General features: G+C 68.6%; 18 protein-coding genes. 7 read left to right on the top strand and 11 right to left on the bottom strand.

Annotated features, from left to right (window positions below):
- Window positions 1–77 precede the first annotated feature (77 nt).
- The gene (locus tag ACZ50Q_RS10640; protein WP_464081468.1) at window positions 78–1,922 is read left to right on the top strand and encodes an ABC transporter ATP-binding protein/permease; all 1,845 of its coding nucleotides are present in this window, start codon (window positions 78–80) and stop codon (window positions 1,920–1,922) included.
- Between the two features lie 59 nt (window positions 1,923–1,981).
- On the opposite strand, the gene ACZ50Q_RS10645 is transcribed toward ACZ50Q_RS10640, so the two are convergent.
- The 6 genes from ACZ50Q_RS10645 to panB all read right to left on the bottom strand — a co-directional run bounded on the left by ACZ50Q_RS10645 (window position 1,982) and on the right by panB (window position 8,276).
- Window positions 1,982–2,785: an aspartate dehydrogenase gene (locus ACZ50Q_RS10645; RefSeq protein WP_464081469.1), complete on the bottom strand. Its 804-nt coding sequence runs from the start codon at window positions 2,783–2,785 to the stop codon at window positions 1,982–1,984.
- Between the two features lie 156 nt (window positions 2,786–2,941).
- Entirely contained in the window at window positions 2,942–3,895 is a 954-nt protein-coding gene (locus ACZ50Q_RS10650; RefSeq protein WP_464081470.1) for a Bug family tripartite tricarboxylate transporter substrate binding protein, read from the bottom strand.
- A gap of 69 nt (window positions 3,896–3,964) precedes the next feature.
- Complete coding sequence (locus ACZ50Q_RS10655; RefSeq protein WP_464081471.1) at window positions 3,965–5,221, bottom strand: carboxylesterase family protein; 1,257 nt, start codon at window positions 5,219–5,221, stop codon at window positions 3,965–3,967.
- Between the two features lie 150 nt (window positions 5,222–5,371).
- Window positions 5,372–6,322, bottom strand: coding sequence for an adenosine deaminase (locus ACZ50Q_RS10660; RefSeq protein ID WP_464081472.1), 951 nt, complete (start codon window positions 6,320–6,322; stop codon window positions 5,372–5,374).
- 48 nt (window positions 6,323–6,370) lie between these two features.
- Window positions 6,371–7,306, bottom strand: coding sequence for a LysR family transcriptional regulator (locus ACZ50Q_RS10665; RefSeq protein WP_464081473.1), 936 nt, complete (start codon window positions 7,304–7,306; stop codon window positions 6,371–6,373).
- 64 nt (window positions 7,307–7,370) lie between these two features.
- The gene (gene panB / locus ACZ50Q_RS10670) at window positions 7,371–8,276 is read right to left on the bottom strand and encodes a 3-methyl-2-oxobutanoate hydroxymethyltransferase (protein ID WP_464081474.1); all 906 of its coding nucleotides are present in this window, start codon (window positions 8,274–8,276) and stop codon (window positions 7,371–7,373) included.
- A gap of 384 nt (window positions 8,277–8,660) precedes the next feature.
- Between panB and ACZ50Q_RS10675 the strand changes: the two genes are divergently transcribed.
- From ACZ50Q_RS10675 to ACZ50Q_RS10700, 6 genes are all read left to right on the top strand, one after another.
- Window positions 8,661–9,266 (top strand): hypothetical protein, encoded by a 606-nt coding sequence (locus ACZ50Q_RS10675; protein ID WP_464081475.1) that lies wholly within the window; start codon window positions 8,661–8,663, stop codon window positions 9,264–9,266.
- A 45-nt stretch (window positions 9,267–9,311) separates the two neighbouring features.
- On the top strand, window positions 9,312–9,683 hold the full coding sequence (locus ACZ50Q_RS10680; RefSeq protein ID WP_464081476.1) for a sel1 repeat family protein: 372 nt from the start codon (window positions 9,312–9,314) through the stop codon (window positions 9,681–9,683).
- Window positions 9,684–9,692: 9 nt separating this feature from the next.
- Window positions 9,693–11,042, top strand: a complete 1,350-nt coding sequence (locus ACZ50Q_RS10685; protein ID WP_464081477.1) for an MATE family efflux transporter — start codon at window positions 9,693–9,695, stop codon at window positions 11,040–11,042.
- A gap of 82 nt (window positions 11,043–11,124) precedes the next feature.
- Window positions 11,125–12,639 carry a lytic murein transglycosylase gene (locus tag ACZ50Q_RS10690; protein ID WP_464081478.1) on the top strand — a complete coding sequence of 505 codons (1,515 nt, stop codon included), beginning with the start codon at window positions 11,125–11,127 and terminating at the stop codon, window positions 12,637–12,639.
- 88 nt (window positions 12,640–12,727) lie between these two features.
- The gene (locus ACZ50Q_RS10695) at window positions 12,728–13,273 is read left to right on the top strand and encodes a GNAT family N-acetyltransferase (protein WP_076520247.1); all 546 of its coding nucleotides are present in this window, start codon (window positions 12,728–12,730) and stop codon (window positions 13,271–13,273) included.
- Window positions 13,274–13,304: 31 nt separating this feature from the next.
- Window positions 13,305–13,538 carry an oxidoreductase-like domain-containing protein gene (locus ACZ50Q_RS10700; RefSeq protein WP_076520248.1) on the top strand — a complete coding sequence of 78 codons (234 nt, stop codon included), beginning with the start codon at window positions 13,305–13,307 and terminating at the stop codon, window positions 13,536–13,538.
- A 31-nt stretch (window positions 13,539–13,569) separates the two neighbouring features.
- Here the strand turns inward: ACZ50Q_RS10700 and ACZ50Q_RS10705 are convergent, their stop codons facing one another.
- The 5 genes from ACZ50Q_RS10705 to ACZ50Q_RS10725 form a co-directional block, all read right to left on the bottom strand.
- On the bottom strand, window positions 13,570–14,007 hold the full coding sequence (locus ACZ50Q_RS10705; RefSeq protein WP_464081479.1) for an acetyltransferase: 438 nt from the start codon (window positions 14,005–14,007) through the stop codon (window positions 13,570–13,572).
- A gap of 46 nt (window positions 14,008–14,053) precedes the next feature.
- On the bottom strand, window positions 14,054–15,793 hold the full coding sequence (locus ACZ50Q_RS10710; protein WP_464081480.1) for a M14 family metallopeptidase: 1,740 nt from the start codon (window positions 15,791–15,793) through the stop codon (window positions 14,054–14,056).
- 40 nt (window positions 15,794–15,833) lie between these two features.
- Window positions 15,834–16,700, bottom strand: a complete 867-nt coding sequence (locus ACZ50Q_RS10715; protein WP_076520251.1) for an ABC transporter permease — start codon at window positions 16,698–16,700, stop codon at window positions 15,834–15,836.
- Window positions 16,701–16,705: 5 nt separating this feature from the next.
- A complete protein-coding gene (locus ACZ50Q_RS10720) occupies window positions 16,706–17,629 on the bottom strand; it encodes an ABC transporter permease (RefSeq protein WP_008160703.1) in 924 nt (307 codons plus the stop codon).
- Window positions 17,630–17,877: 248 nt separating this feature from the next.
- Window positions 17,878–19,404 carry an ABC transporter substrate-binding protein gene (locus ACZ50Q_RS10725; protein ID WP_464081481.1) on the bottom strand — a complete coding sequence of 509 codons (1,527 nt, stop codon included), beginning with the start codon at window positions 19,402–19,404 and terminating at the stop codon, window positions 17,878–17,880.
- Between the last annotated feature and the right edge of the window lie 32 nt (window positions 19,405–19,436).

Raw genomic sequence — 19,436 nt, forward strand, 5'->3', positions numbered from 1 at the left:
GCTTAAGGGCACCCTCCGGCCGGAACTTGGCATGACCATGGGGTCTAACCGGGAACGTCTTGGTGGGGTTCCGGCTCATGGATCTGAATTGGCAGCAGCAACTTGCGGAAAGCGCCTGGTGGCTTGCGCGCGCGTTTGGCATGTCGGCCGTCGCGCTGGCGCTGGCCACTCTGGTGCTGGCGCGCACCACGGTCTGGGGATGCAAGTTCTGGCGCCTGGCCTGGCCCTATTTGACGCCGCGCCGCTCCTGGCGGCCGTTGCTCACGCTGGCGCTGCTGCTGTTCCTGGCGATGTTCGCGGTGCGCATGACCGTGCTGTTTTCGTTCTGGTACAACGGCTTTTACAGTTCGCTGCAGGCGCTGGACCAGGTGGCCTTCTGGCGCTTTCTGGGCATCTTCGCGGTGCTGGCCACCGTGCACGTGGTGCGCAGCCTGGCCGACAGCTACGTGGGCCAGGCCTTCGACATCCATTGGCGGGTCTGGCTGAATGAACGCCTGACGCGCGACTGGCTGGGCAACGGCGCCTACTATCGCGGCCATTTTCTGGACGAGCCCGTCGACAACCCCGACCAGCGGATCGAGCAGGACATTGCCCAGTTCGTGACCGGCTCGCGCACGCTCGCCATCGGCGCGCTCAGCGCCATCGTGTCGCTGGTCGCCTTCACGGCCATCCTGTGGGGCCTGTCCGGGCCGCTGTCCTTGGGCGGCGTGGAAATTCCGCGCGCCATGGTGTTCGTGGTCTACCTCTACGTCATCGTCGCGACCTGGCTCGCGTTCAAGATCGGCCGGCCGCTGATCAAGCTGAACTTCCTGTCCGAGCGCCTGACCGCCAACTTCCGCTATGCGCTGGTGCGCCTGCGCGAAAACGCCGAGAACGTCGCGTTCTATCGCGGCGAGGAAGTCGAGCGCGCCACCTTGTGGACCCGCTTCACGTCCTACATCGCCAACCTGTGGGCCCGCGTGTACCGGGGCTTGAAGTTCGACGGCTTCAACCTGTCGGTCAGCCAGATCGCCGTGGTGTTTCCGTTCATCCTGCAGGCCCCGCGGTTCTTCAGCGGCGCGATCAAGCTGGGCGACGTGATGCAGACCTCGCAGGCATTCGGGCAGGTGCAGGAGTCGCTGTCGTTCTTTCGCAGTTCTTATGACGCGTTCGCGCAGTACCGCGCCACGCTGGACCGCCTGAACGGATTCCTGGATGCCAACGAGGCGGCGCGCGCGCTGCCGCAGGTGCAGACGCAGGCCAAGTCCGACGGCATGGACATCGCAGGCCTGGACGTGTCGCGCCCGGACGGGGCCTCTCTGCTGAAAGACCTGACCCTGCAGCTTCATCCGGGGCAGGCCTTGCTGATCAAGGGGCCGTCGGGCAGCGGCAAGACCACGCTGCTGCGTGCGTTGGCGGGCCTGTGGCCGTATGCGCGGGGTACCGTGCGGCGGCCGCAGGGCGAGTCCGCGCTGTTCCTGTCCCAGCGCCCGTATCTGCCGCTGGGCGACCTGCGCGGCGCGGTCGCGTACCCCGGCCTCGCGCAGCCGGCCGACGACGCGCGCCTGGCCGATGCCCTGCGCCAGGTCAACCTGGGCCACCTGGCCGGGCGACTGGACGAGGTGCAGGACTGGTCGCGCGTGCTGTCGCTGGGCGAGCAGCAGCGCATCGCCTTTGCGCGCGTGCTGGTCAACCGGCCCGCGATCGTGTTCCTGGACGAGGCAACGTCGGCCACCGACGAAGGCCTGGAGCACATGCTGTACAGCCTGCTGCGCGGCGCCTTGCCGGACTGCATGCTGGTCAGCGTGGGGCATCGCAGCACGCTGGATGGGTTTCATACGCACCGGCTGGACCTGCAGGGCGCGGGCCGCTGGCAGGTCGGCCCGATGCCTGCGGCGCGACGAGCCGACGCTTCGGACACCCTGCAGCGCGCGGCGGCCTGAGGGCCGTCGCAGGATGAAACCGGCCGCTTCCCGCGGCCATTTCTACGTCGTGAGCGCGCTCAGGTGCCGACGCGCAGCGGTCCGGTCAGTTTGCGCAGGGCGGCAACGACGCTTTGCGCGGTGATGCGGCCGGTCTTGGGGTTGGCCGACGGGATGTTCTGGATTTCCATCGAGAACGAGGCGGCGTCGGACACGACTTCGACGCGGTGCAGGTTGCGCTCCAGCGAGGGGTCGGCCCAGATTTCCAGCGTGGTGCGGTCCGGCCCGATGCCGGCCAGCGACACGCTGACCGCCACGTTGAGATTGGCCGGAAAGCCCACGGCCGCTTCGCGCGGCGACCCGCGGAAGATCAGGCGCGGCTCGGTGATGCCTTCGATGTCGATGTTGTTGTCGACGAGGTAGGGCGCGCCCAGCAGGCCGCGCACCGGCTTGCGGGTGATCATCGTGACGGAATGGATGACGCCTTCGGCCGCGGCGGTGATGGCATCGAGCCCCAGGATGGCGCCGGACGGCACGATGACCTGGCCGCCATGCTGGCGCGCGAGGTCGATGAGGTCTTCGTGGCGCAGCAGCGCGCCGGAGCTGAGCACCACCATTTTCTTGCCGGCGCGCAGCACGGGTTCGGCGATGTCGCGGAACACGGCGGCCGGGGCGCATTCAACGACAACGTCGCAATGGTCGGCCAGGGCGTCCAGGGTGGTGAACGTAGGCGCGCCGTTGTTCCAGGAGAAGGCGGGCGGGGCGGCGGGATCGCGCACCGCGACGGCGGCGAGCGTCAGGCCGGGCAGCCCGGCATCCAGGGATTGCGCCACGGCCTGGCCGATGGCGCCGAAGCCGGCGATGCCGACACGGTAGCTGTTCATGGGTATCCGGAAAGTTGGGCCGGCGGACGGACCGCAGGCGGTTCGAAAGCGCGGCGCGGCGGGCGCCGCGCGAGGCTGCCGGCCACTGTAGGCGAGCGGCCGGCCGCGCGTCAATGCGGGATGCCCGCAGGACCGCTTGGCGCGCGGCGCTTCCCGTCACTGCAGCCGGATGCCCAGCTCCTTGATGAGCGGCCCCATCTCGGCGCGGTCCGCCGTTATCGTGGCCGCCAGTTCCTCGGGAGAACTGCCGATCGGGATCATGCCCAGGGTTTCCATCTGCGCTTTCATCGCCGGGTCCTTCAGGATATCCGCCACGTCCTTCTGGATCTGCGCGACGCGGTCCCGGGGGATGCCCGCCGGGCCCATCAGGCCGATCCATGGCTGCGGCGCATAGTCCAGGCCAGACTCCTTCAGCGTGGGCGTGTCGGGCAGGCCACCGAAGCGCTGCGGGCTGGTGATCGCCAGGGCGCGCAGGCGCCCGCTGTCGATGAGGCCCCTGGAGCTGGACGGCGCGTCCAGGGCCACGTCGAGCTGCCCGCCAATCAGGTCGTTTTGCGTTTTGCCGGACGACGAGGAGGGCACGTATAGCGCCTTGATGTCGGCGCGGCGCGCCGTCTGCTCCCACACCAGATGAAACGCGGTGCCGATCGAGAAAGAGCCCACGCTGAGGTTGCGCACCCGGCTTTCGCGCACGAAGTCCTCCCAGGTCTTGAGCGGACTGTCCTTGGGCACGATGAAGATGAACGGCGTGCGCGCCACCAGTGAGATCGGCTGAAGGTCCTTTTGCGTGTCGAACGGCAGGCTGTCCACCGCGAAAGGCACGATGGTGACGGACGATGCCACCACCATGCCCAGCGTGTAGCCATCGGGCGCGGATTTCACCAGCGCGCCCGTGCTGATGATGCCCGACGCGCCAGGCCGGTTCTCCACGACCACGGGCTGGCCCCAGGCCGCGCCAAGCTTGCTGGCGAGGACGCGCAGCATGACGTCCACGGGACCGCCGGGTGGATTGGACACGATGATCTTGACGGGTTTTTCGGGATAGGCGGCCGTGGCGGCCAGTGGCATCAGCAGCGCGAGCGTAAGTGCGAATGCGGTTTGCTTGAACATGGAATTCCCCTTGTGTCGTTGTTGAGAAGGCGCGGCGGCAAGGCCGGCGCCTCGGGCTGGCGAGTCGCCTCAGGCCAGGATCTGCAGGTGCGGCGCCTGGGGCCAGTCCGGCGCCTCGCCCCGGATGAACGCCAGCCATGCGGCCTGTGTCCGGTTTTCCAACTGCTCGCCGTGCGCGGCGGACAGGCCGGCCAGCATGGGGGCGTCGGCAAACGCCCGCAAGGAGCCGAACACGAAGGGCAGTTCAATGCAGTGGCAGGCGCCGAAACGGTCCGTGGGCGCAACGTCGAATCGTGCCAGCCAGGCATCGCGGCCCTGGGCGACGGCCTGCCGTGCCCACAGCCGCGATGGCGCGCCGAACACCGCGTCGCCCATTTCATGGCTTGCGGCATCCGTGCCGTGGTCGGGGAAGGCGGCCATCTCGTCCCGCGTGTAGCACGTCAATACGTCGGCGCGGCCCGCAGCCTTCAGCAGCGCCGGTGCGATGTCCTGAGGCAGCACCTGGCCGTCCAGCACTGGGCCGAACAGGCTGCGGCTGCTGCCTTCGTCCCGCAGCGCCTGCACGACCTCGGGCGCCTGCTGCGCCGCCAACAGCGCGGAAACGGGCAGCTCGCGCGCCGCGGCGAGCGAATCGGCGCCGGCGGCGCGCAGAAAGACCTGCCCCAGCGCATCGGCTTGCTGCGCGCTGCGAAAGCCACGGCCCAGCGCGGCGCTCTGCAGGATGGCGCGTGAGAAGCGCGGCGCGCGCGCCAGCATGGCGCAGATCGACGATGCGCCCGCCGATTGGCCCATGACCGTGATGTGCTCGGGATCGCCGCCCAGATCCTGGATGTTGGCGCACACCCAGTCGATCGCCGCTTCCTGGTCGAGCAGGCCGGCATTGGCTGTCTGCCCCGGCACGTAGAGCCAGCCCAGCGCGGCGAGCCGGTAATTGACGGCCACGACGACCACGTCGCCGCGCTGTGCGAGGCGGGAACCGTCGTACCAGTCCAGGGCGCCGCCGCCGCTCTGCCAGGCCCCGCCATGCAGCCACACGACGACCGGGCGGCGCTTGCCATCGGCCGCCGACGTCCAGACCGTGAGGTGCAGGCAGTCTTCGGATTGCTGGGCGTCGAAGTCGCCCATGGCGCCGCGCAGCCGCGACGCAAGCTGAGGCGCGACGGTCCCCGTGCCCGTGGCGTCCAGTTCGCCGCGCCACGCCGCGGGTTGCGGCGGCGCGAAGCGCAGGTCGCCCACCGGCGCCTGCGCATAAGGAATGGCGCCATAGCGGCACACGCCGCCCTCGCGCACGCCGACCAGCGTGCCATCCCGCAGCGTTGCCTTCACGCATTCACGCATGAGCTTCCCCCTTGCATTGTTGTGCATCGTCCGGCCGTGGCGGGCGCCGCAGCCGCCGGACTATGGTAGGGAGGAAAGCGCCGCGCCGGGCATTCCGGTTTTGAACATAGCCATGCGCAATGCGCATGGCTATGCAGGCTATCGGGCGATACGCGCGTCCAGGCTGTTGTCCGCCAGGGCCTGCGCCTGCGCCTGCGACATGCCCAGGTGTTCGTAGAGCGCGTGGAAGTTCTCGTTGACGTAGCCGCCGAAGTAGGCCGGATCGTCGGAGTTGACGGTGACCTTCACGCCCGCGTCCAGCAACGACAGGATGTTGTGCTCGCGCATGTGGCTGAACACGCGCAGGCGGGTATTGGACAGCGGACAGACGGTCAGCGGGATCTGCTCGTCGATGAGCCGCGCGATGAGCTTGGGATCTTCGGCCGCGCGCACGCCGTGGTCGATGCGCAGCACCTTCAGCAGATCCAGCGCTTCCCAGATGTATTCGGGCGGGCCTTCCTCGCCCGCATGCGCCACGGCCGGCAATCCGTGCGCGCGGGCGCGGTCGAAGACGCGCTGGAAGATGCGCGGCGGAAAGCCTTGCTCGCTGCTGTCCAGGCCCACCGCGATGAACGCGTCGCGGTAGGGCAGCGCCTGGTCCAGCGTGCGCATCGCCTGTTCTTCGGGCAGGTGGCGCAGGAAGCTCAGGATCAGGCCGCTGGTCACGCCGAGTTGCTTGCGGCCGTCGTCGAGCGCCTGGCTGATGCCGTTGAGCACGGTCTCGAAGGGGATGCCGCGATCGGTGTGGGTCTGCGGATCGAAGAAGGGCTCGGTATGCACCACGTTCTGTTCGCGGCATTTGAGCAGGTAGGCCCAGGTCAGGTCGTAGAAGTCCTGCTCGGTGCGCAGCACGTCCGCGCCCATGTAGTAGAGATCCAGGAACTCCTGCAGGTTGTTGTAGTTGTACGCGCCGCGCAGGGCCTCGATGTCGGGCCAGGGCAGCGCGACGCCGTTGCGCTGCGCCAGTTTGAATAGCAGCTCGGGTTCGAGCGTGCCCTCCAGGTGCAGGTGCAGTTCCGCCTTGGGCAATGCGTTGAGCCAGTCGTACATGGGAGCTCCGGTAAAAAGAAGGTGCGTGGTCGGAAGACGGCGCGCGGCTCAGGCGGCAAGCGCGATGCCGTCAGCCTGGATGGTGCGTTCGAGCTGGGCTGCGAAGGCGCGCGCCTGGCGCGTGCTGGGGCGGTCGCGCCGCCAGATGGCGGCCAGGGGTGATTTGCGCAGGGCGGGCCGCGCCGGCAGCACGGCGAGTTCGCCGCGCGCCTGCCGGACGGCCGCGACGCTGCCGGGCAGCATCCACAGGTATTGCCCGTCCAGCAGCAGTTCGCGGCCGAATTCCAGCGACAGGACGCCGATCATATCCGGAATCGCCAGGCCAGCCTGGCGCAGGGACAGTTCGAGCTCGCCGCGGATGCGGCTGCCGGGCAGGGCGGTGATCCAGGGGTAGGACACGCAGTCGGCCAGGGTGACGCCGGGTTGCCGGGCGAGCGGATGCTGCGGGGCGCAGGCCAGCACCACGGGATCCTCCAGCAGGGTGGTCGAGCGGTATATCTGCGGATTGACGGTGGACGAAAAGCGGCTGATCAGCACGTCCAGCGCGCCGGTGTCCAGGTCCTCGATCAGGCGCTCGTGCGTGCCGACCTCGATCGTCAGCGTGATGCGCGGATGGGCCTCGCGGTAGTCGCGCGCCGCCTGCGCCACGGGCCAGCCCGCGAACATCGAGAAGCACCCCACCGTCAGGCTGCCTTCATCGCCGCGCGAGACCGCCGCCAGATCGACCTCTGCCTTGCGAAAACCGGTCAGAAGCTGGCGCGCGTGGCGGCACATGGCGTCGCCCAGCGGCGTGCAGGTCGTTCCCTTTGCGGTGCGCTCGAACAGCCGCGCGCCCACCAGTTCCTCGATCTCGGCGATCGCGCGGGACAGGCCCGATTGCGTGCTGTGCAACTGCGCGGCCGCCTTGGACAGGTTGCCCAGTTCGGAGACGGTCAGCACGATTTCCAGGTGACGGATGCGGAGTTTGCCTCGGAACGGTGTCATGGCGCGGGCGACAGGGATGATGTGCCGATTATTCTCCGGTGCCCGCCGCTTGGCAACGCGCCGCCTACCAGGCGTGCTGCGCGTCCACCGGAAACGCGCCTGCCTTGACGTCGTGCACGTAGGCGGCGAACGCGCCCTGGATGCCGTCGGCGCCTTGCGCGAAGTTGCGCACGAACCGGGGCATCTTGCCAAGGTTGAGCCCCAGCATGTCGTGCATGACCAGCACCTGGCCGTCGGTGCCGCAGCCGGCGCCGATGCCGATGGTGGCGCAGGACGTCATCGCGCGCGTGAGTTCGGCGGCCAATCGGGCCGGGATCATTTCCAGCACCAGCATCGAGGCGCCGGCCTGGTCGAGCTCGCCCGCGTCCCGCAAGAGCCGGGCGGCGCCGTCGTCGTCCCGTCCCTGCACGCGGTAGCCTCCCAGCGCGGAAACGGTCTGAGGGGTGAGTCCCAGATGGCCGCATACCGGAACGCCGCGCTCGACCAGGAACCGGACGATCTCGGTGGTCCAGCCGCCGCCCTCGAGCTTGACCATATGGGCGCCCGCCTCCATGAGCCGCACGGCGGAGGCCATCGCCTGGTCGGTCGACTGGTGGTAGGACCCGAAAGGAAGATCCGCCACCAGCAAGGCGTGGCCGTTCGCCTTGTCCAGGCCGCGGGCCACGCACTGCGTGTGATAGGCGATGTCCTGGAGCGACACGCCGACCGTGCTGGTTTTGCCCTGGCAGACCATGCCGAGCGAGTCGCCGACCAGGATGCTGTCGATGCCGGCGGCATCGGCGGCCGCGGCGAAGGTCGCATCGTAGGCGGTCAGCATGGAGATCTTTTCGCCGGCCTGGCGCATGTCGGCGATGGTCCTGACGGTGACCTTCCTGCGGCCGTCCGGCGCGCCGGACCGGGGCGCCGCGCCGTAGGGCGGGGCGGCGGCGTCCTGCGGGGTCGAGGGCGAAGGAACGTTCGGCTGGTTCATGTCTGGTCTCTGGGTTGTCGCAAGGAAGGCCCGGCCGGACGCAGGCGCGGCCAGCCGGTGTTGATGTCTGCGCGCGGATGCCTGGCCCACCGGCCTGGGCGCATGCATGGGCGGTTGGCGCATCGTAGTACAGTCCGGCTTGCCCGGCGCGGACCATGCGCTTTCCGTGTGTCCGGGATTGCGGCGCGGGCCGCGGCATTGCGGGAGTCGGATATAGTTCCTCGCCCGCCGGCCAGCCGGCGATCATGCATCGGTCTGCAACGGGAGGAACAAGCCATGAATGCCAGGATGCGCCGCGCGCAACGTGCAATCCGATGCGCGGGCGCCGTGTTGGCCGCAGCAACGTTGAGCGCATGCGGCGTCTCCCGGGTGGACGGCGTCGCCGTGAAATGGCCACCATTCAAGGAAGGCACGCTGGTGACCCTGCCCGCGGACACGGCGCAATGCCCTGATCTGGCCGGTACCTACCGCGCGCAGGGCGAGCGCCGGTCGGGGGAGGCCGGATCGGCATCGCTTGCCGACCTGCGCGACTTTCTGGCCTACCCCCTGGACCTGCCGGGCCTGCGTGAGACGCCCACGCCCTGGCGCGCGTCGCCACAAGCCACCGTGTCGTTTTCCCGGACCGCGGCGGGCTGGGACGTGCTGGCGCTGGACGGCCAAGGCGCGCGGGCCGTGGGGCGCCTGCCGTTGCGGCAAGCCGGTCCAATCCCGCCCGCGTCGGCGGACGAGGCTGGCCTTCCGTCCCGCGACACGGTCCAGCGCGTGGCGGGCTGCACGCAAGGGCGTCTATGGGTCAGCGTGCGCCAGGACTGGCGGCAGCATGAATCCATCGGCGTGCGCCGCCACGTTGCGATCCTGCGCAAGGAGGCGGGCGGCCTGCTGGTGACCGTGCAGCGCGAGTCCGACACCCTTGGCATGCTGTTGCCCTGGTACACCAACGACAGCGATTTGTTCCAATACTGGTTTGCGCCCGCCGCCGACCCCGCTTGAAATCTTCAACCGCGCAGGCGTGCGCCTGCCATCACCGAGTGCCTCATGACCGCAAAGCGACTTTTCACCTGGACTTTCTTCTTCGCGCTGTTCGTCGTGCTGGTGGCCTTGTTCTGGCGCCAGCTCTTTGACCAGACGCCGCCGTCGCTGCGCGAGCTGGGCGGACATCCGGTGGGCGGCGACGTGCACATCTACGGCGAGTCGCCGCGCCTCGACGGCATGGCCGACCGCGCGCTGCTGGCCGATGCGCAACGCGGCAACCCGGGTGCCCAGTACATGCAGGGCCTCATCATGGAGCACTACGACATGAAGGAGGCGCTGCGCTGGTACGAGGCGGCCGCGGCGCAGGGCTACGAACTGGCGGCGCAGCGTCTTGAGGCGTTGCGGCAGGCGCCCGCGTCCGCGTCCGCGAAATAGCGATTCCCTTTGAACGCGACCGCGCAGCACGCCCGCTTCGTGTCCGGCCCGCTCGGCGGGCACGTCCTCGAGATGGTCCTGACCGGCTGGGCAAGCATGCTGGCCGTGTTTGCCGTGGAATTCCTGTCGCTGCTGTACCTGGGCACGCTGGAGGACGAGGCGGTGCTGGGCGCCGTGGGATTCGGGTCCATGACGCAGTTCACCATCATCGCCGTCTGCATCGGCGTGACGGTGGGCGGCGCGGCCCTGGTGTCGCGGGCGTTGGGCGCGCAGGACGCGGCCCGGGCGCGCACGCTGGCGGGCGCGTCCCTGATCCTGATGGCCGCCACCGCGTTGGCGGCCGGCGCGGTGTTTCTTGCCGCGATCGGTCCGTTTACCGCCGCCAACGGCCTGGCCGAGGACGTGCGCGCGCATCTGCTGTCGTATGTGCTCATCACCACGCCGTTCGCGGTGGTCATGGGCATCGGCATGATGCTGTCCAACCTGCTGCGCGCGGCAGGCCATGGACGGCAATCCATGTGGGTGCTGCTGGCGGGAACCGGCACGGTCGCCGTGCTCGATCCCATCGTCATCTTCGTGCTGGACGGCGGCATGGTGGGCATCGCATGGGCGAGCGGCGCGGGGCGCCTGGCCACCGTGGCGCTGGGCGCCTGGCTGGTGTTTCGCAGGCACCGCCTGGTCGCGTGGCCGGCGGTCGAGCAACTGCGTGAGCACCTGGCCGCGATCGGCGCCATCGCCCTGCCGGCCGCGCTGACCACCTTGGCCACGCCGGCGGCGGTGATCTTTACCGTGTCCACGTATGCCAGCTTCGGCCCCAGCGTGCTGGCGGGCGCCACGGTCGTGGACCGGCTGCTGCAACTCGCGTATTCGCTGTTTTTCGTGCTGCCCGGCGCCATCGGGCCGATCCTCGGGCAGAACCTGGGCGCCGGCCAGTGGGACCGCGTCAGGCAGACCGCCGGCCTGGCGGCGCGCTGGGCGCTGCTGTACGGGTTTTCGGCGGCGGTCGGGCTGGCGATCCTGGCGCCGTGGATGCCGGACATCTTCCGGGTCACCGGACCGGGGCGCGACCTGATCGTCTTCTTCTGCCGCTACGGCAGCTTTGCCTGGGCGTTGAATGCGCTGTTCTTCGTGTCGATCGCCGTGTTCAACAACCTGGGATACGCCACGTATTCAACTGTCATCGGCTGGCTGCGCGCCACGATCGGCACCGTGCCCTTCGTCTGGGTGGGCGCTCGCCTGGGCGGGCCGGAAGGGGTGATGCTGGGGCAGATGGGCGGCTTTGCGCTGTTCAGCCTGATCGCGATGGCGCTGTGCCGGCGCGTGCTGCGCGCGCCGCCCGCGGGATTCGCGCCGGCCTGAGCCGCGCCGGGCCCGGCGCCGGTTCGATTTCGGCCGCCGGTCGCGGTACGATCCCGGCTGACTTCGATTTTTCAGGAAAGCCATGCGCCAGAGTTCCCTACGTCCTCGAATCGACAGCTTTTCCCGCGTGCTGCTGGCCGCTGCGTTGAGCGCCGGCGCCGCGGGCGCCGCGCAGGCGCAGTCGCCCGGGTCGGCGACCGGGTCGCGCGTCCAGACGCCCGCGCCGGAACAGCCGCAGCCGGTCCTCAAGCCCAAGCGCAGCTTCGATGACACCCCGGCCCCGGCCGCTGCGGCTGCGCCCGCAGCCGCAGCCACGCCCGCAACCTCACCGGCAGCCGCGCCTGTAGCGCCCGCTGCGGCCCCCGCGGCTGCGGCCGCCGCGCCCACTGTCATCGTCCCCACCGAACTCGACACCAAGGCGTGCATCGACAAGCTGCGCAAGGGCGCCACGGCCAACGGCCTGACCGTCGCGGACTGGGACAAGTACACCGCCAACGCCACGCTGCTGCCCACGACCGTCGCCTCGGCCAAGGGCCAGCCCGAAGGCCGTGAAAGCTGGTGGGACTACATCGCCAAGACGGTGGACGACGAGCGTGTGCAGGACGGCAAGGCCGTGCTGGGCAAGTACGGCGCCCAGCTTGGCGCCATCAGCCAGCAGTACCAGGTCGATCCCGCCACGCTGGTCGCCATCTTCGGCATCGAAACCAACTACGGCCGCCAGGTCGGCAAGACCGACGTGCTCAACGCGTGGTTGACCCGCGCGTGCACCGAGAACAAGACGCTCTGGGAAAAGAACGCCTACGCCTCCGTGCGCCTGCTGCGCGACGGCACCGTGCCCGCCGACAAGTTCGTCGGTTCCTGGAGCGGCGCCTTCGGCATGACGCAATTCATCCCGACTTCGTTCTACGAACTGGCCGCCGATGGCGACGGCGACGGCCGCATCGATCTCTACAACTCGCTGCCCGATGCGCTGGCCTCCACGGCCAACCACCTGCGCAAGCGCCGCGCCCAGTGGACGCACGGCCTGCCGGCCGTGGTGGAGGTGCGCGTGCCCGCCGAACTGGCCGCCGCGATTCCGCCCGAGCCCGACGCCGAATACGTCGGCTCGCAAGACCGCCGCACCATCGCCCAATGGGCACAGGCTGGCGTCAAGCAGGGCGACGGCTCGGTGCTGAAGCTGCCTTCGGGCAACGACCAGCAGGCGTACCTGTTTGCGCCCACCGGCGCGCGCGGCCCGGTGTTCCTGGCCACCGTGAACTTCGACGCCATCCTGCACTACAACCAGTCGCGCCGCTACGGCCTGGCCGTGTCGCTGCTGCTGAACCGCCTGCAGGGCGGCCCGGCGCTCGCGACCGCCTGGCCCACCGACGATCCCGGCCTGTCGCGGGCGCAGATCAAGGAGCTTCAGGAACAGCTCTACGGCCGCGGCCATGACATCGGCGTGGCCGACGGCATTCCCGGCGCCAAGACGCGCGACGCGGTGCGCGCCGAGCAGGCGCGGCTCAACCTGCCGCAGGATGGCCGCGTCGGCAAGCGCATCCTGGATGCGCTCAAGGCCGACCAGCCCGCGGCCATGCGGGCCTATCCGCCGCAATGAGCGGGCCGCGCGGATGAGGGTTAGGCTGGAGTGCGTGGCGCCGTCCGGGCCGGTATGATCGGCAGGTCCGCCACCGCTCTCGACAACCATGCCGTCCGCCGAGTTTCCCGACGATTTCCAGACCCTGCGCCTGCGCGCCCGCCGCATGTCGCAGGCGCATCTGCCGTTCATGATCGAAATGCACGCCAATGCCGACCTGATGCAGTCCATGGGCGGCACGCGCGACGCTGCGTCCAGCCGCCGCTACGTGGCGCAGAACATCGTGCACTGGACCGAGCACGGCTACGGCATGTACGTGCTGGAAGACCGCGACACCGGCTTGCCCGCGGGCCGGGCGGGACTGAAAGCCTCGACGTCGCCCGGCCGCGCGGGCGTCGAGCTGGCCTATGCGCTGCATCCCGACTGCTGGGGCAAGGGGTTTGCGCCGGAGATTTCCCGCGCGCTGATCGCGCTGGGATTCCGTCTGCTGCCGGTGGATGTGCTGGGCGCCGTGGCGCTGCGGTCCAATGTGGCGTCGCAGCGGGTCATGGAAAAGACCGGGCTGCGCTACGTCGGCATGACTGGCGACACGCCCGAGCCCAAGGTCTGCTACGAAATCCGGCGCGTGGACTGGCGCAGGCTGGAAGGCGTGTGAGCCGCCAGCCGCGCGGCGCTAACATGGCGCGATGAGCACCAGGAAATCCACTGCCGGCAAATCCGGCGCCGGCCGCGCCACGGCAACGCCCGTTGCCGTGCCCGCCGATGACCCGCCGCCCGTTGCGCCCGAGCGCCCCGCGCCCGACGAATGCTGCCACAGCGGCTGCATCCCCTGCGTCTATGACCTCTACGACGAAGCCATGGACCGCTATCGGGACGCATTGAAGGCCTGGCGCGCGCGGCACGAGCCGCAGCAGCCCTGAACGCCCCGAGCGCCCGAACGCCGGGCAGCGATCAGCCCGGCAGCTTCATGTGGATGATGGGAAACGGACGGCCCGCGTCGTCGTAGGCCGAGCGGCCCACGTCCTCGAAGCCGTAGTGCTTGTAGAAGCCGTGCGCCTGCGGATTCTGCTCGTTCACGTCGACCAGCAGCGTGCCGTGCAGCGAGCGCGCGAAATTCAGCAGGCGCCGGCCCGCGCCCTTGCCGCGCTTGTTGGCATCGACGAACAGCATCTCGACCTTGTTGCCGGCCAGGCCCATGAAGCCGGCCACCTCGCCGGCATCGTCCTCGCAGACCCAGACCCTCACCGATGGCAGGTAGGTGTTGAGCACCTGTGGGTACATGGCCTGGATTTCCTTTTCGGAAAGGAAAGTATGGGTGGCACGTACCGAGCGGAGCCAGATATCCACCAAGGCCAGATCGTCGCCGTGGTTGCGTTCTCGGATGTTCATTTCTTATTGATTCTGTAGGTCGTGTGCCGATGGCGGTCCTTGGCCGCTAAAGCCCTGCGCGATAGATGTCGGTGGCCGCCAGGACGGTTTCCATCTGCACAGTATGCGCGAAAACGAAACGGTCGCCGTAGACCGTTTCATCCGGAAACTCCGAAATCAGCGCCATCGGCAGGTCTTCGCGGTCGGTCTCCGTGATCTGCACCGGAATCCCGTTCAGCACGTCAAAGCCCGTTTCGAGCGCATGCGCGTGGAACAGTTCCAGTTGGCGGGCATTGAACCGCACCAGGTCCGGCACGTTGCGGGCCAGGCGCGCGGTGACGCCTTCGATCAGGCGGCGTGCGCGTTCAGCCCATCCCGGATGATGGCGCAGCACCAGGAAAAAGCCCTTGGGAATGGTCCACAGCTCGAAGTGGCGCGGAAGGTAGCCCGACAGCGGGCGCGTCCATTCGTGCGCGGGATAGCCGTGCAGGTTGATGTGAAGCTGCGCGCCGCTGATCGCGTGCGCCTGGTGCCGGCCATCGCGTTCGAAGAACGGCGCGCGCTCGCGGTACGCGATGTCGTCACCCAGCGCGCTGTAGCGCGACGCGTGCAGCATGTGGCGGGGATGCTGTTCGCGCAGACGGTTAAAGAGCGCGTAGCCATCGGGGTTCTCGGACGCGATCAGCGCGAAATGCGCATCGCCGCGCGCGGCCAGGGTCTGCGCCGCACGCAGCGCGCCCACGACGCCCGAGGTCTCGTTGGCGTGCTGCGCGCCGGAAATGAAGACGGCCGGACCCGGGCCGCGCACGTAGGTGCCCAGCACCGGACGGCCCTGGCGGGACATCGCCTGGAAGGTGTCGCCGCCGAATGCCGCCATGCATCCGGCGATCTGCGCGGCCGGCAGCGGTTCGCGCGCCTGCGCCAGCGGCTGCGCGGGCGGCGACGGGATTACGGGCGCCACGGGCGCGAAGGTCTCCACCGACATCTGCACGCGCGCCGCGCCGTCGTGGCGTCGGATGTCGGGAATGATCTGGCCGGGCTGCAGGCCGCGATCGCCGGACGGGCGGCCCGAGTGCTGCTGGAAGTGCTCGAGCAGCGAGAAATAGAGGTCCTCGTGCAGCGCCTCGAAGGTGCTGACGATTTCCTCGTCCACCGGCAGCGCGAAGTCGATGCCCGGCAGGTCCACGCGGATTTCCAGGCGGTCGAAGTAGGGCTCGTGCGCGCCCCACGCATGGTTGCGGACGGTGTCCATGATGCTGCGAAAGAGCAGTTGGTATTCGGTGGCCTGCGCGGCATCGGTCCGCACGACGCCGTCCGCATCGCGCACGCGCAGCCAGCCCGTGGGCGACAGTTCCGGCGTGCCGTCGGGCGCGTGCCCGAGCGCGTTGGGCGCGAACACGCGGGTGTCGACCTTGCGGCCGTCGGCGTAGGCCAGGCTGACGTCGTAGTGCAGGTCGGCGGCGCCGGGCAGCAGGGTCACGCGCACGCCCTGCAGCAGGGCGACCAGCGGATACGCCTCGAGCGTGAAGCGCTTGGCCTGCGCATGTTCGTGCAGTGGATAGCGGATCTCGGCCGACAACAGCCCCTCGCGCTCCACCTCTTCAAGAAAGTAATGCAGCAAGGGCTTGTAGGCGCTGCGAAAGCGCGCCTTGACGCCAGCCTGTTCCAACCGGGCCTGCGCCGCGCGGCGGGCCGCCACGTCCTCGAACAGCCAGCCTTCCACGACCGCGCCGCGCCAGGCCGGCGACAGGTAGGCGTGCGTCCACGCGTCCAGCGTGCGGTCGAATGTCTTTTCCAGCAACGTCATGCTCGGTGTTCCTTCCGGCCGCGCGGGCCGGATCGATATTTCAGACCTTGCCGGTCGGGTCCAGGCGGTCGCGCAGCCAGTCGCCCAGCAGATTCAGGCCCAGCACGGTCAACATGATGGCCAGGCCGGGAAAGACGCTGACCCACCAGGCCGTCTGCATATACGTGCGGCCGTCGGCAAGCATACCGCCCCAGCTCGGGATCATGGGATCGACGCCCAGGCCCAGGAAGGTCAGGCTGCTTTCCAGCAGGATGTTGTTGGCCACGTTCAGGGTCATCAGGATCACGAGCGGCCCCAGCAGGTTCGGCACGATGTGGTGGCGGATCATCGCCAGGTCGCGCACGCCGAAGGCGCGCGCGGCCAGCACGAACTCGCGCTCGCGCAGGGCCAGCACCTGCGCGCGGACCAGCCGGGCGTACTGCACCCATTGCGACACGATCATGAAGAAGATGACGTTGAACAGGCCCCCGCCCAGGATGGCGATGAACGTGATCGCGACCAGGATGAAGGGCAGGGCGAGCTGCACGTCGGCAAAGCGCATGACGATCATGTCCCAGAAACCGCGGTAGTAGCCCGCGATCAGGCCCATGACGATGCCCAGCAGCGCGCCGCCCAGCACGGACGCAAAGCCCACCAGCAGCGAGATCTTGCCGCCGACGATCACGCGCGCCAGCACGTCGCGGCCCAGCGGGTCGGTGCCGAAGGGATGGGCGGCGGACGCGAAAGGCGCCATCAGGCGGCCGGCCAGGTCCATCGATTCGCCGCCATCCGGAAAGAGCCAGCCCGAGGCCAGCACCAGCAGGACCATGACGCCGGTCAACAGCGCGCCCAGCACGAATTCCAGCGAGCGGTAGCGGCTGCGCGGTTTGACGGCCTTCGGGGCGGCGGGGGAAGTGGTTGTCTGCATGATGCTCAGCGCGTGCGGATACGGGGATCGACGATGCCGTAGGCGATGTCGACGATCAGGTTGACCAGGACGATGACGGTGGCCAGCACGGTGACCGTGCCTTGCAGCACCGGATAGTCGCGGCCGGAAATGGCGTCGAATGCCAGCGTGCCCAGCCCCGGCCAGTTGAAGACCATCTCGATCACGACGATGCCGCCGATCAGGCCGCCGAACTGCAGGCCCAGGTACGTGATCAGCGGAATGGCGCAATTGCGCAGCGCGTGCTTGTACAGCACCACGCGTTCCTTCAGGCCCTTGCTGCGCGCCACCATGATGTACTGCGCGGACAGCGTCTCCAGCATCGTCGTGCGCACCAGCCGGATGTTGGTGGCGCTGAGGATGATCGCCATGGTCAGCGACGGCAGCACCAGGCTCGCCGGCCCGCTCCATCCCGAAGGCGGCAGCAGCGGGAACGTGATCGACAGCAGCAGCACCAGCATCAGCGCCAGCCAGAAGTTGGGAAACGACAGTCCCACCAGCGACAGGATGCGGATGGCCTGGTCCGTGGGCTTGCCGCGCTTGATGGCGGCCTGGATGCCCAGCGGCAGCGAGATCAGGATCGACACGATCAGGGACGTGAACGCCAGCATCAGCGTGGCCGGCAGCGCATCGCCAATCAGCTTGGCGACCGACGTGCCGCCCATGAAGCTGCGCCCGAAATCGCCGTGCAAAAGGCCCTGCATGTACGACAGGTACTGCTCGTGGAACGGCCGGTTCAGCCCGAGCGCCTGGCGGATGTTGGCCAGGTCTTGCTCCGTCACGCTGCCCGAACCCTGGCTGAGCATCAGCGCGGGGTCGCCGGTCAGGCGCACGGCATAAGAGACAAGCAGCGTCACGGCCACGATCACGAAGATCGCCTGCAACACGCGTTTGATGAGAAATCCGGTCATAAGGCGCCGCGCCGGCTTACGCCGTCGCGGATCGGTAATGTTAATGCTGTAACGAGCATCGTCAATGCTTCAACGAGGCGCTATCCCAGTGGGATGCCGCGGATCCGGGCTCCGCCGGTCCGCAGGCATGCCCCCTGGGGGGAAGCGCGCAGCGCTTCGGGGGGGGCGTCTCCTTCGCGGATCCGGGCTCCGCCGGTCCGCAGGCATGCCCCCCTGGGGGGGAAGCGCAAAGCGCTTCGGGGGGGGGACTACTCCACACTGGCGTTGACGAAGCGGAAGCGGATGTCTCCCGGAACCTCCAGGTTCTTCACGCGCTTGTTCACGCCCACGATCGTGTTCAGGCTGTACAGCGGCAGCTCCAGCGCCTGATCGGCGACGTACGCGGCGATCTCCTGCAGCATCGCTTCACGCTTCTTCACGTCATAGACCGTGCGCTGCGCTTCCAGCATCTGATTGAGCTTGGCGTCGTTGTCGTACGGGTTCCACTTCTGGCCCGAGTGGTACATCAGGTACGCGGTGTTGTCGTAGTCGTACGTCCAGCCGCCCCACTGGTTCTGCCACATCTCGCCGGTCTTGCCGCCGGGGATGATGTCGTTGAGCAGCACGCCGGTTTCGTAGGGCTTGATGGTGGCGCGCACGCCCACGCCCTGCAGGTAGCCCGACACGGCCTGGGCTACTTCGCGGAAGTTCGAATCGCTGCCGCGCACGTCGATCTGCACCGTGGCGCCCGGCTTCACGCCCGCGGCAGCCAGCAGCTTCTTGGCTTCGGCGGGGTTGAAGGGCAGGGGCTTTTGCTCGGGGTTGTAGCCGAACGACTGCGGGCCCTGGAAGCTGGCGATGGTCTTGGCCTGGCCCAGCAGCAGCTGCTTGACAATGGCGTCGCGATCGACCGCCATGATCAGCGCGCGGCGCACGTCGCGGCTCTGCGTGATGCCGTTCTTGGTGTTGTAGCGCAGCGCGAAGGCCACCGGACCGCCCGTCGAGATAACGTCGGCATTGCCCGACTTCTTCACGGTTTCGATCAGGCCCAGCGGGATCAGCGTGGCGATGTCGATGCGGCCAGCCTGCAGCTCGGCGACCTGCGTGCCGGGCTCGCCGATGAAGCGGTACACCACTTTGTCCAGCTTGGGCTTGCCGCCCCAGTAGTCGTCGTTGCGCGCCAGCGTCACGTTGACCTTGGGCTGATAGCTCTCGAACTTGAACGGGCCGGTGCCGACCGGGTTCGTGTTGAAGAAATCCTCGCCCTTTTCCTTGATGTACTTGGGCGGGACAATCATCGCGCCGTAGCCGGCCAGCTTGGTGAGCAGCACCGGATCGGGCTGCTTCAGGATGAAGTCCACCGTGTACTCGTCCACCACCTTGACCTCGCCGATCGAGTCGTAGTTGGACTTCTGCGGACCCTTGGCGCCTTCCGCGCCCAGCAGGCGCTCGAAGGTGAACTTCACGGCCTCGGCGTTGAAGGGCTCGCCGTTATGGAACTTCACGCCCTCGCGCAGCTTGAAGCGCAGGCGCTTGTTGTCGTCCTGGTATTCCCAGCTCGTGGCCAGGCCCGGCTGCAGCTTCAGGTCCGCGCCGCGCATGGTCAGGCCGTCATACAGGTTGCTGCCGACCGAGCCCCAGAACGTCACGAAGGTGTCGATCGGATCCCAGCTTCCCGGATCCTGGTTGATGGCGACGTTGAGCGTGCCGGCGGCGTGCGCCGTCGAGAAGGGCAGCGCGGCGCCCAGCGCCAGGGTCAGGGCGGTGGCGGTGAAAGTGGTGCGTAGGAACTGCATGGTCGCCTCCAGGGACGGGGAATCGGGTCGGA

The sequence above is a fragment of the Achromobacter sp. T5-5 genome, assembly GCF_055397965.1.

Bases quoted from the DNA above. Each gene is read 5' to 3' on its own strand.
- ACZ50Q_RS10640 (WP_464081468.1), top strand. From the start codon at position 78: ATGGATCTGAATTGGCAGCAGCAACTTGCGGAAAGCGCCTGGTGGCTT.
- ACZ50Q_RS10645 (WP_464081469.1), bottom strand. From the start codon at position 2,785: ATGAACAGCTACCGTGTCGGCATCGCCGGCTTCGGCGCCATCGGCCAG.
- ACZ50Q_RS10650 (WP_464081470.1), bottom strand. From the start codon at position 3,895: ATGTTCAAGCAAACCGCATTCGCACTTACGCTCGCGCTGCTGATGCCA.
- ACZ50Q_RS10660 (WP_464081472.1), bottom strand. From the start codon at position 6,322: ATGTACGACTGGCTCAACGCATTGCCCAAGGCGGAACTGCACCTGCAC.
- ACZ50Q_RS10665 (WP_464081473.1), bottom strand. From the start codon at position 7,306: ATGACACCGTTCCGAGGCAAACTCCGCATCCGTCACCTGGAAATCGTG.
- panB (WP_464081474.1), bottom strand. From the start codon at position 8,276: ATGAACCAGCCGAACGTTCCTTCGCCCTCGACCCCGCAGGACGCCGCC.
- ACZ50Q_RS10680 (WP_464081476.1), top strand. From the start codon at position 9,312: ATGACCGCAAAGCGACTTTTCACCTGGACTTTCTTCTTCGCGCTGTTC.
- ACZ50Q_RS10690 (WP_464081478.1), top strand. From the start codon at position 11,125: ATGCGCCAGAGTTCCCTACGTCCTCGAATCGACAGCTTTTCCCGCGTG.
- ACZ50Q_RS10695 (WP_076520247.1), top strand. From the start codon at position 12,728: ATGCCGTCCGCCGAGTTTCCCGACGATTTCCAGACCCTGCGCCTGCGC.
- ACZ50Q_RS10700 (WP_076520248.1), top strand. From the start codon at position 13,305: ATGAGCACCAGGAAATCCACTGCCGGCAAATCCGGCGCCGGCCGCGCC.
- ACZ50Q_RS10705 (WP_464081479.1), bottom strand. From the start codon at position 14,007: ATGAACATCCGAGAACGCAACCACGGCGACGATCTGGCCTTGGTGGAT.
- ACZ50Q_RS10710 (WP_464081480.1), bottom strand. From the start codon at position 15,793: ATGACGTTGCTGGAAAAGACATTCGACCGCACGCTGGACGCGTGGACG.
- ACZ50Q_RS10715 (WP_076520251.1), bottom strand. From the start codon at position 16,700: ATGCAGACAACCACTTCCCCCGCCGCCCCGAAGGCCGTCAAACCGCGC.
- ACZ50Q_RS10720 (WP_008160703.1), bottom strand. From the start codon at position 17,629: ATGACCGGATTTCTCATCAAACGCGTGTTGCAGGCGATCTTCGTGATC.
- ACZ50Q_RS10725 (WP_464081481.1), bottom strand. From the start codon at position 19,404: ATGCAGTTCCTACGCACCACTTTCACCGCCACCGCCCTGACCCTGGCG.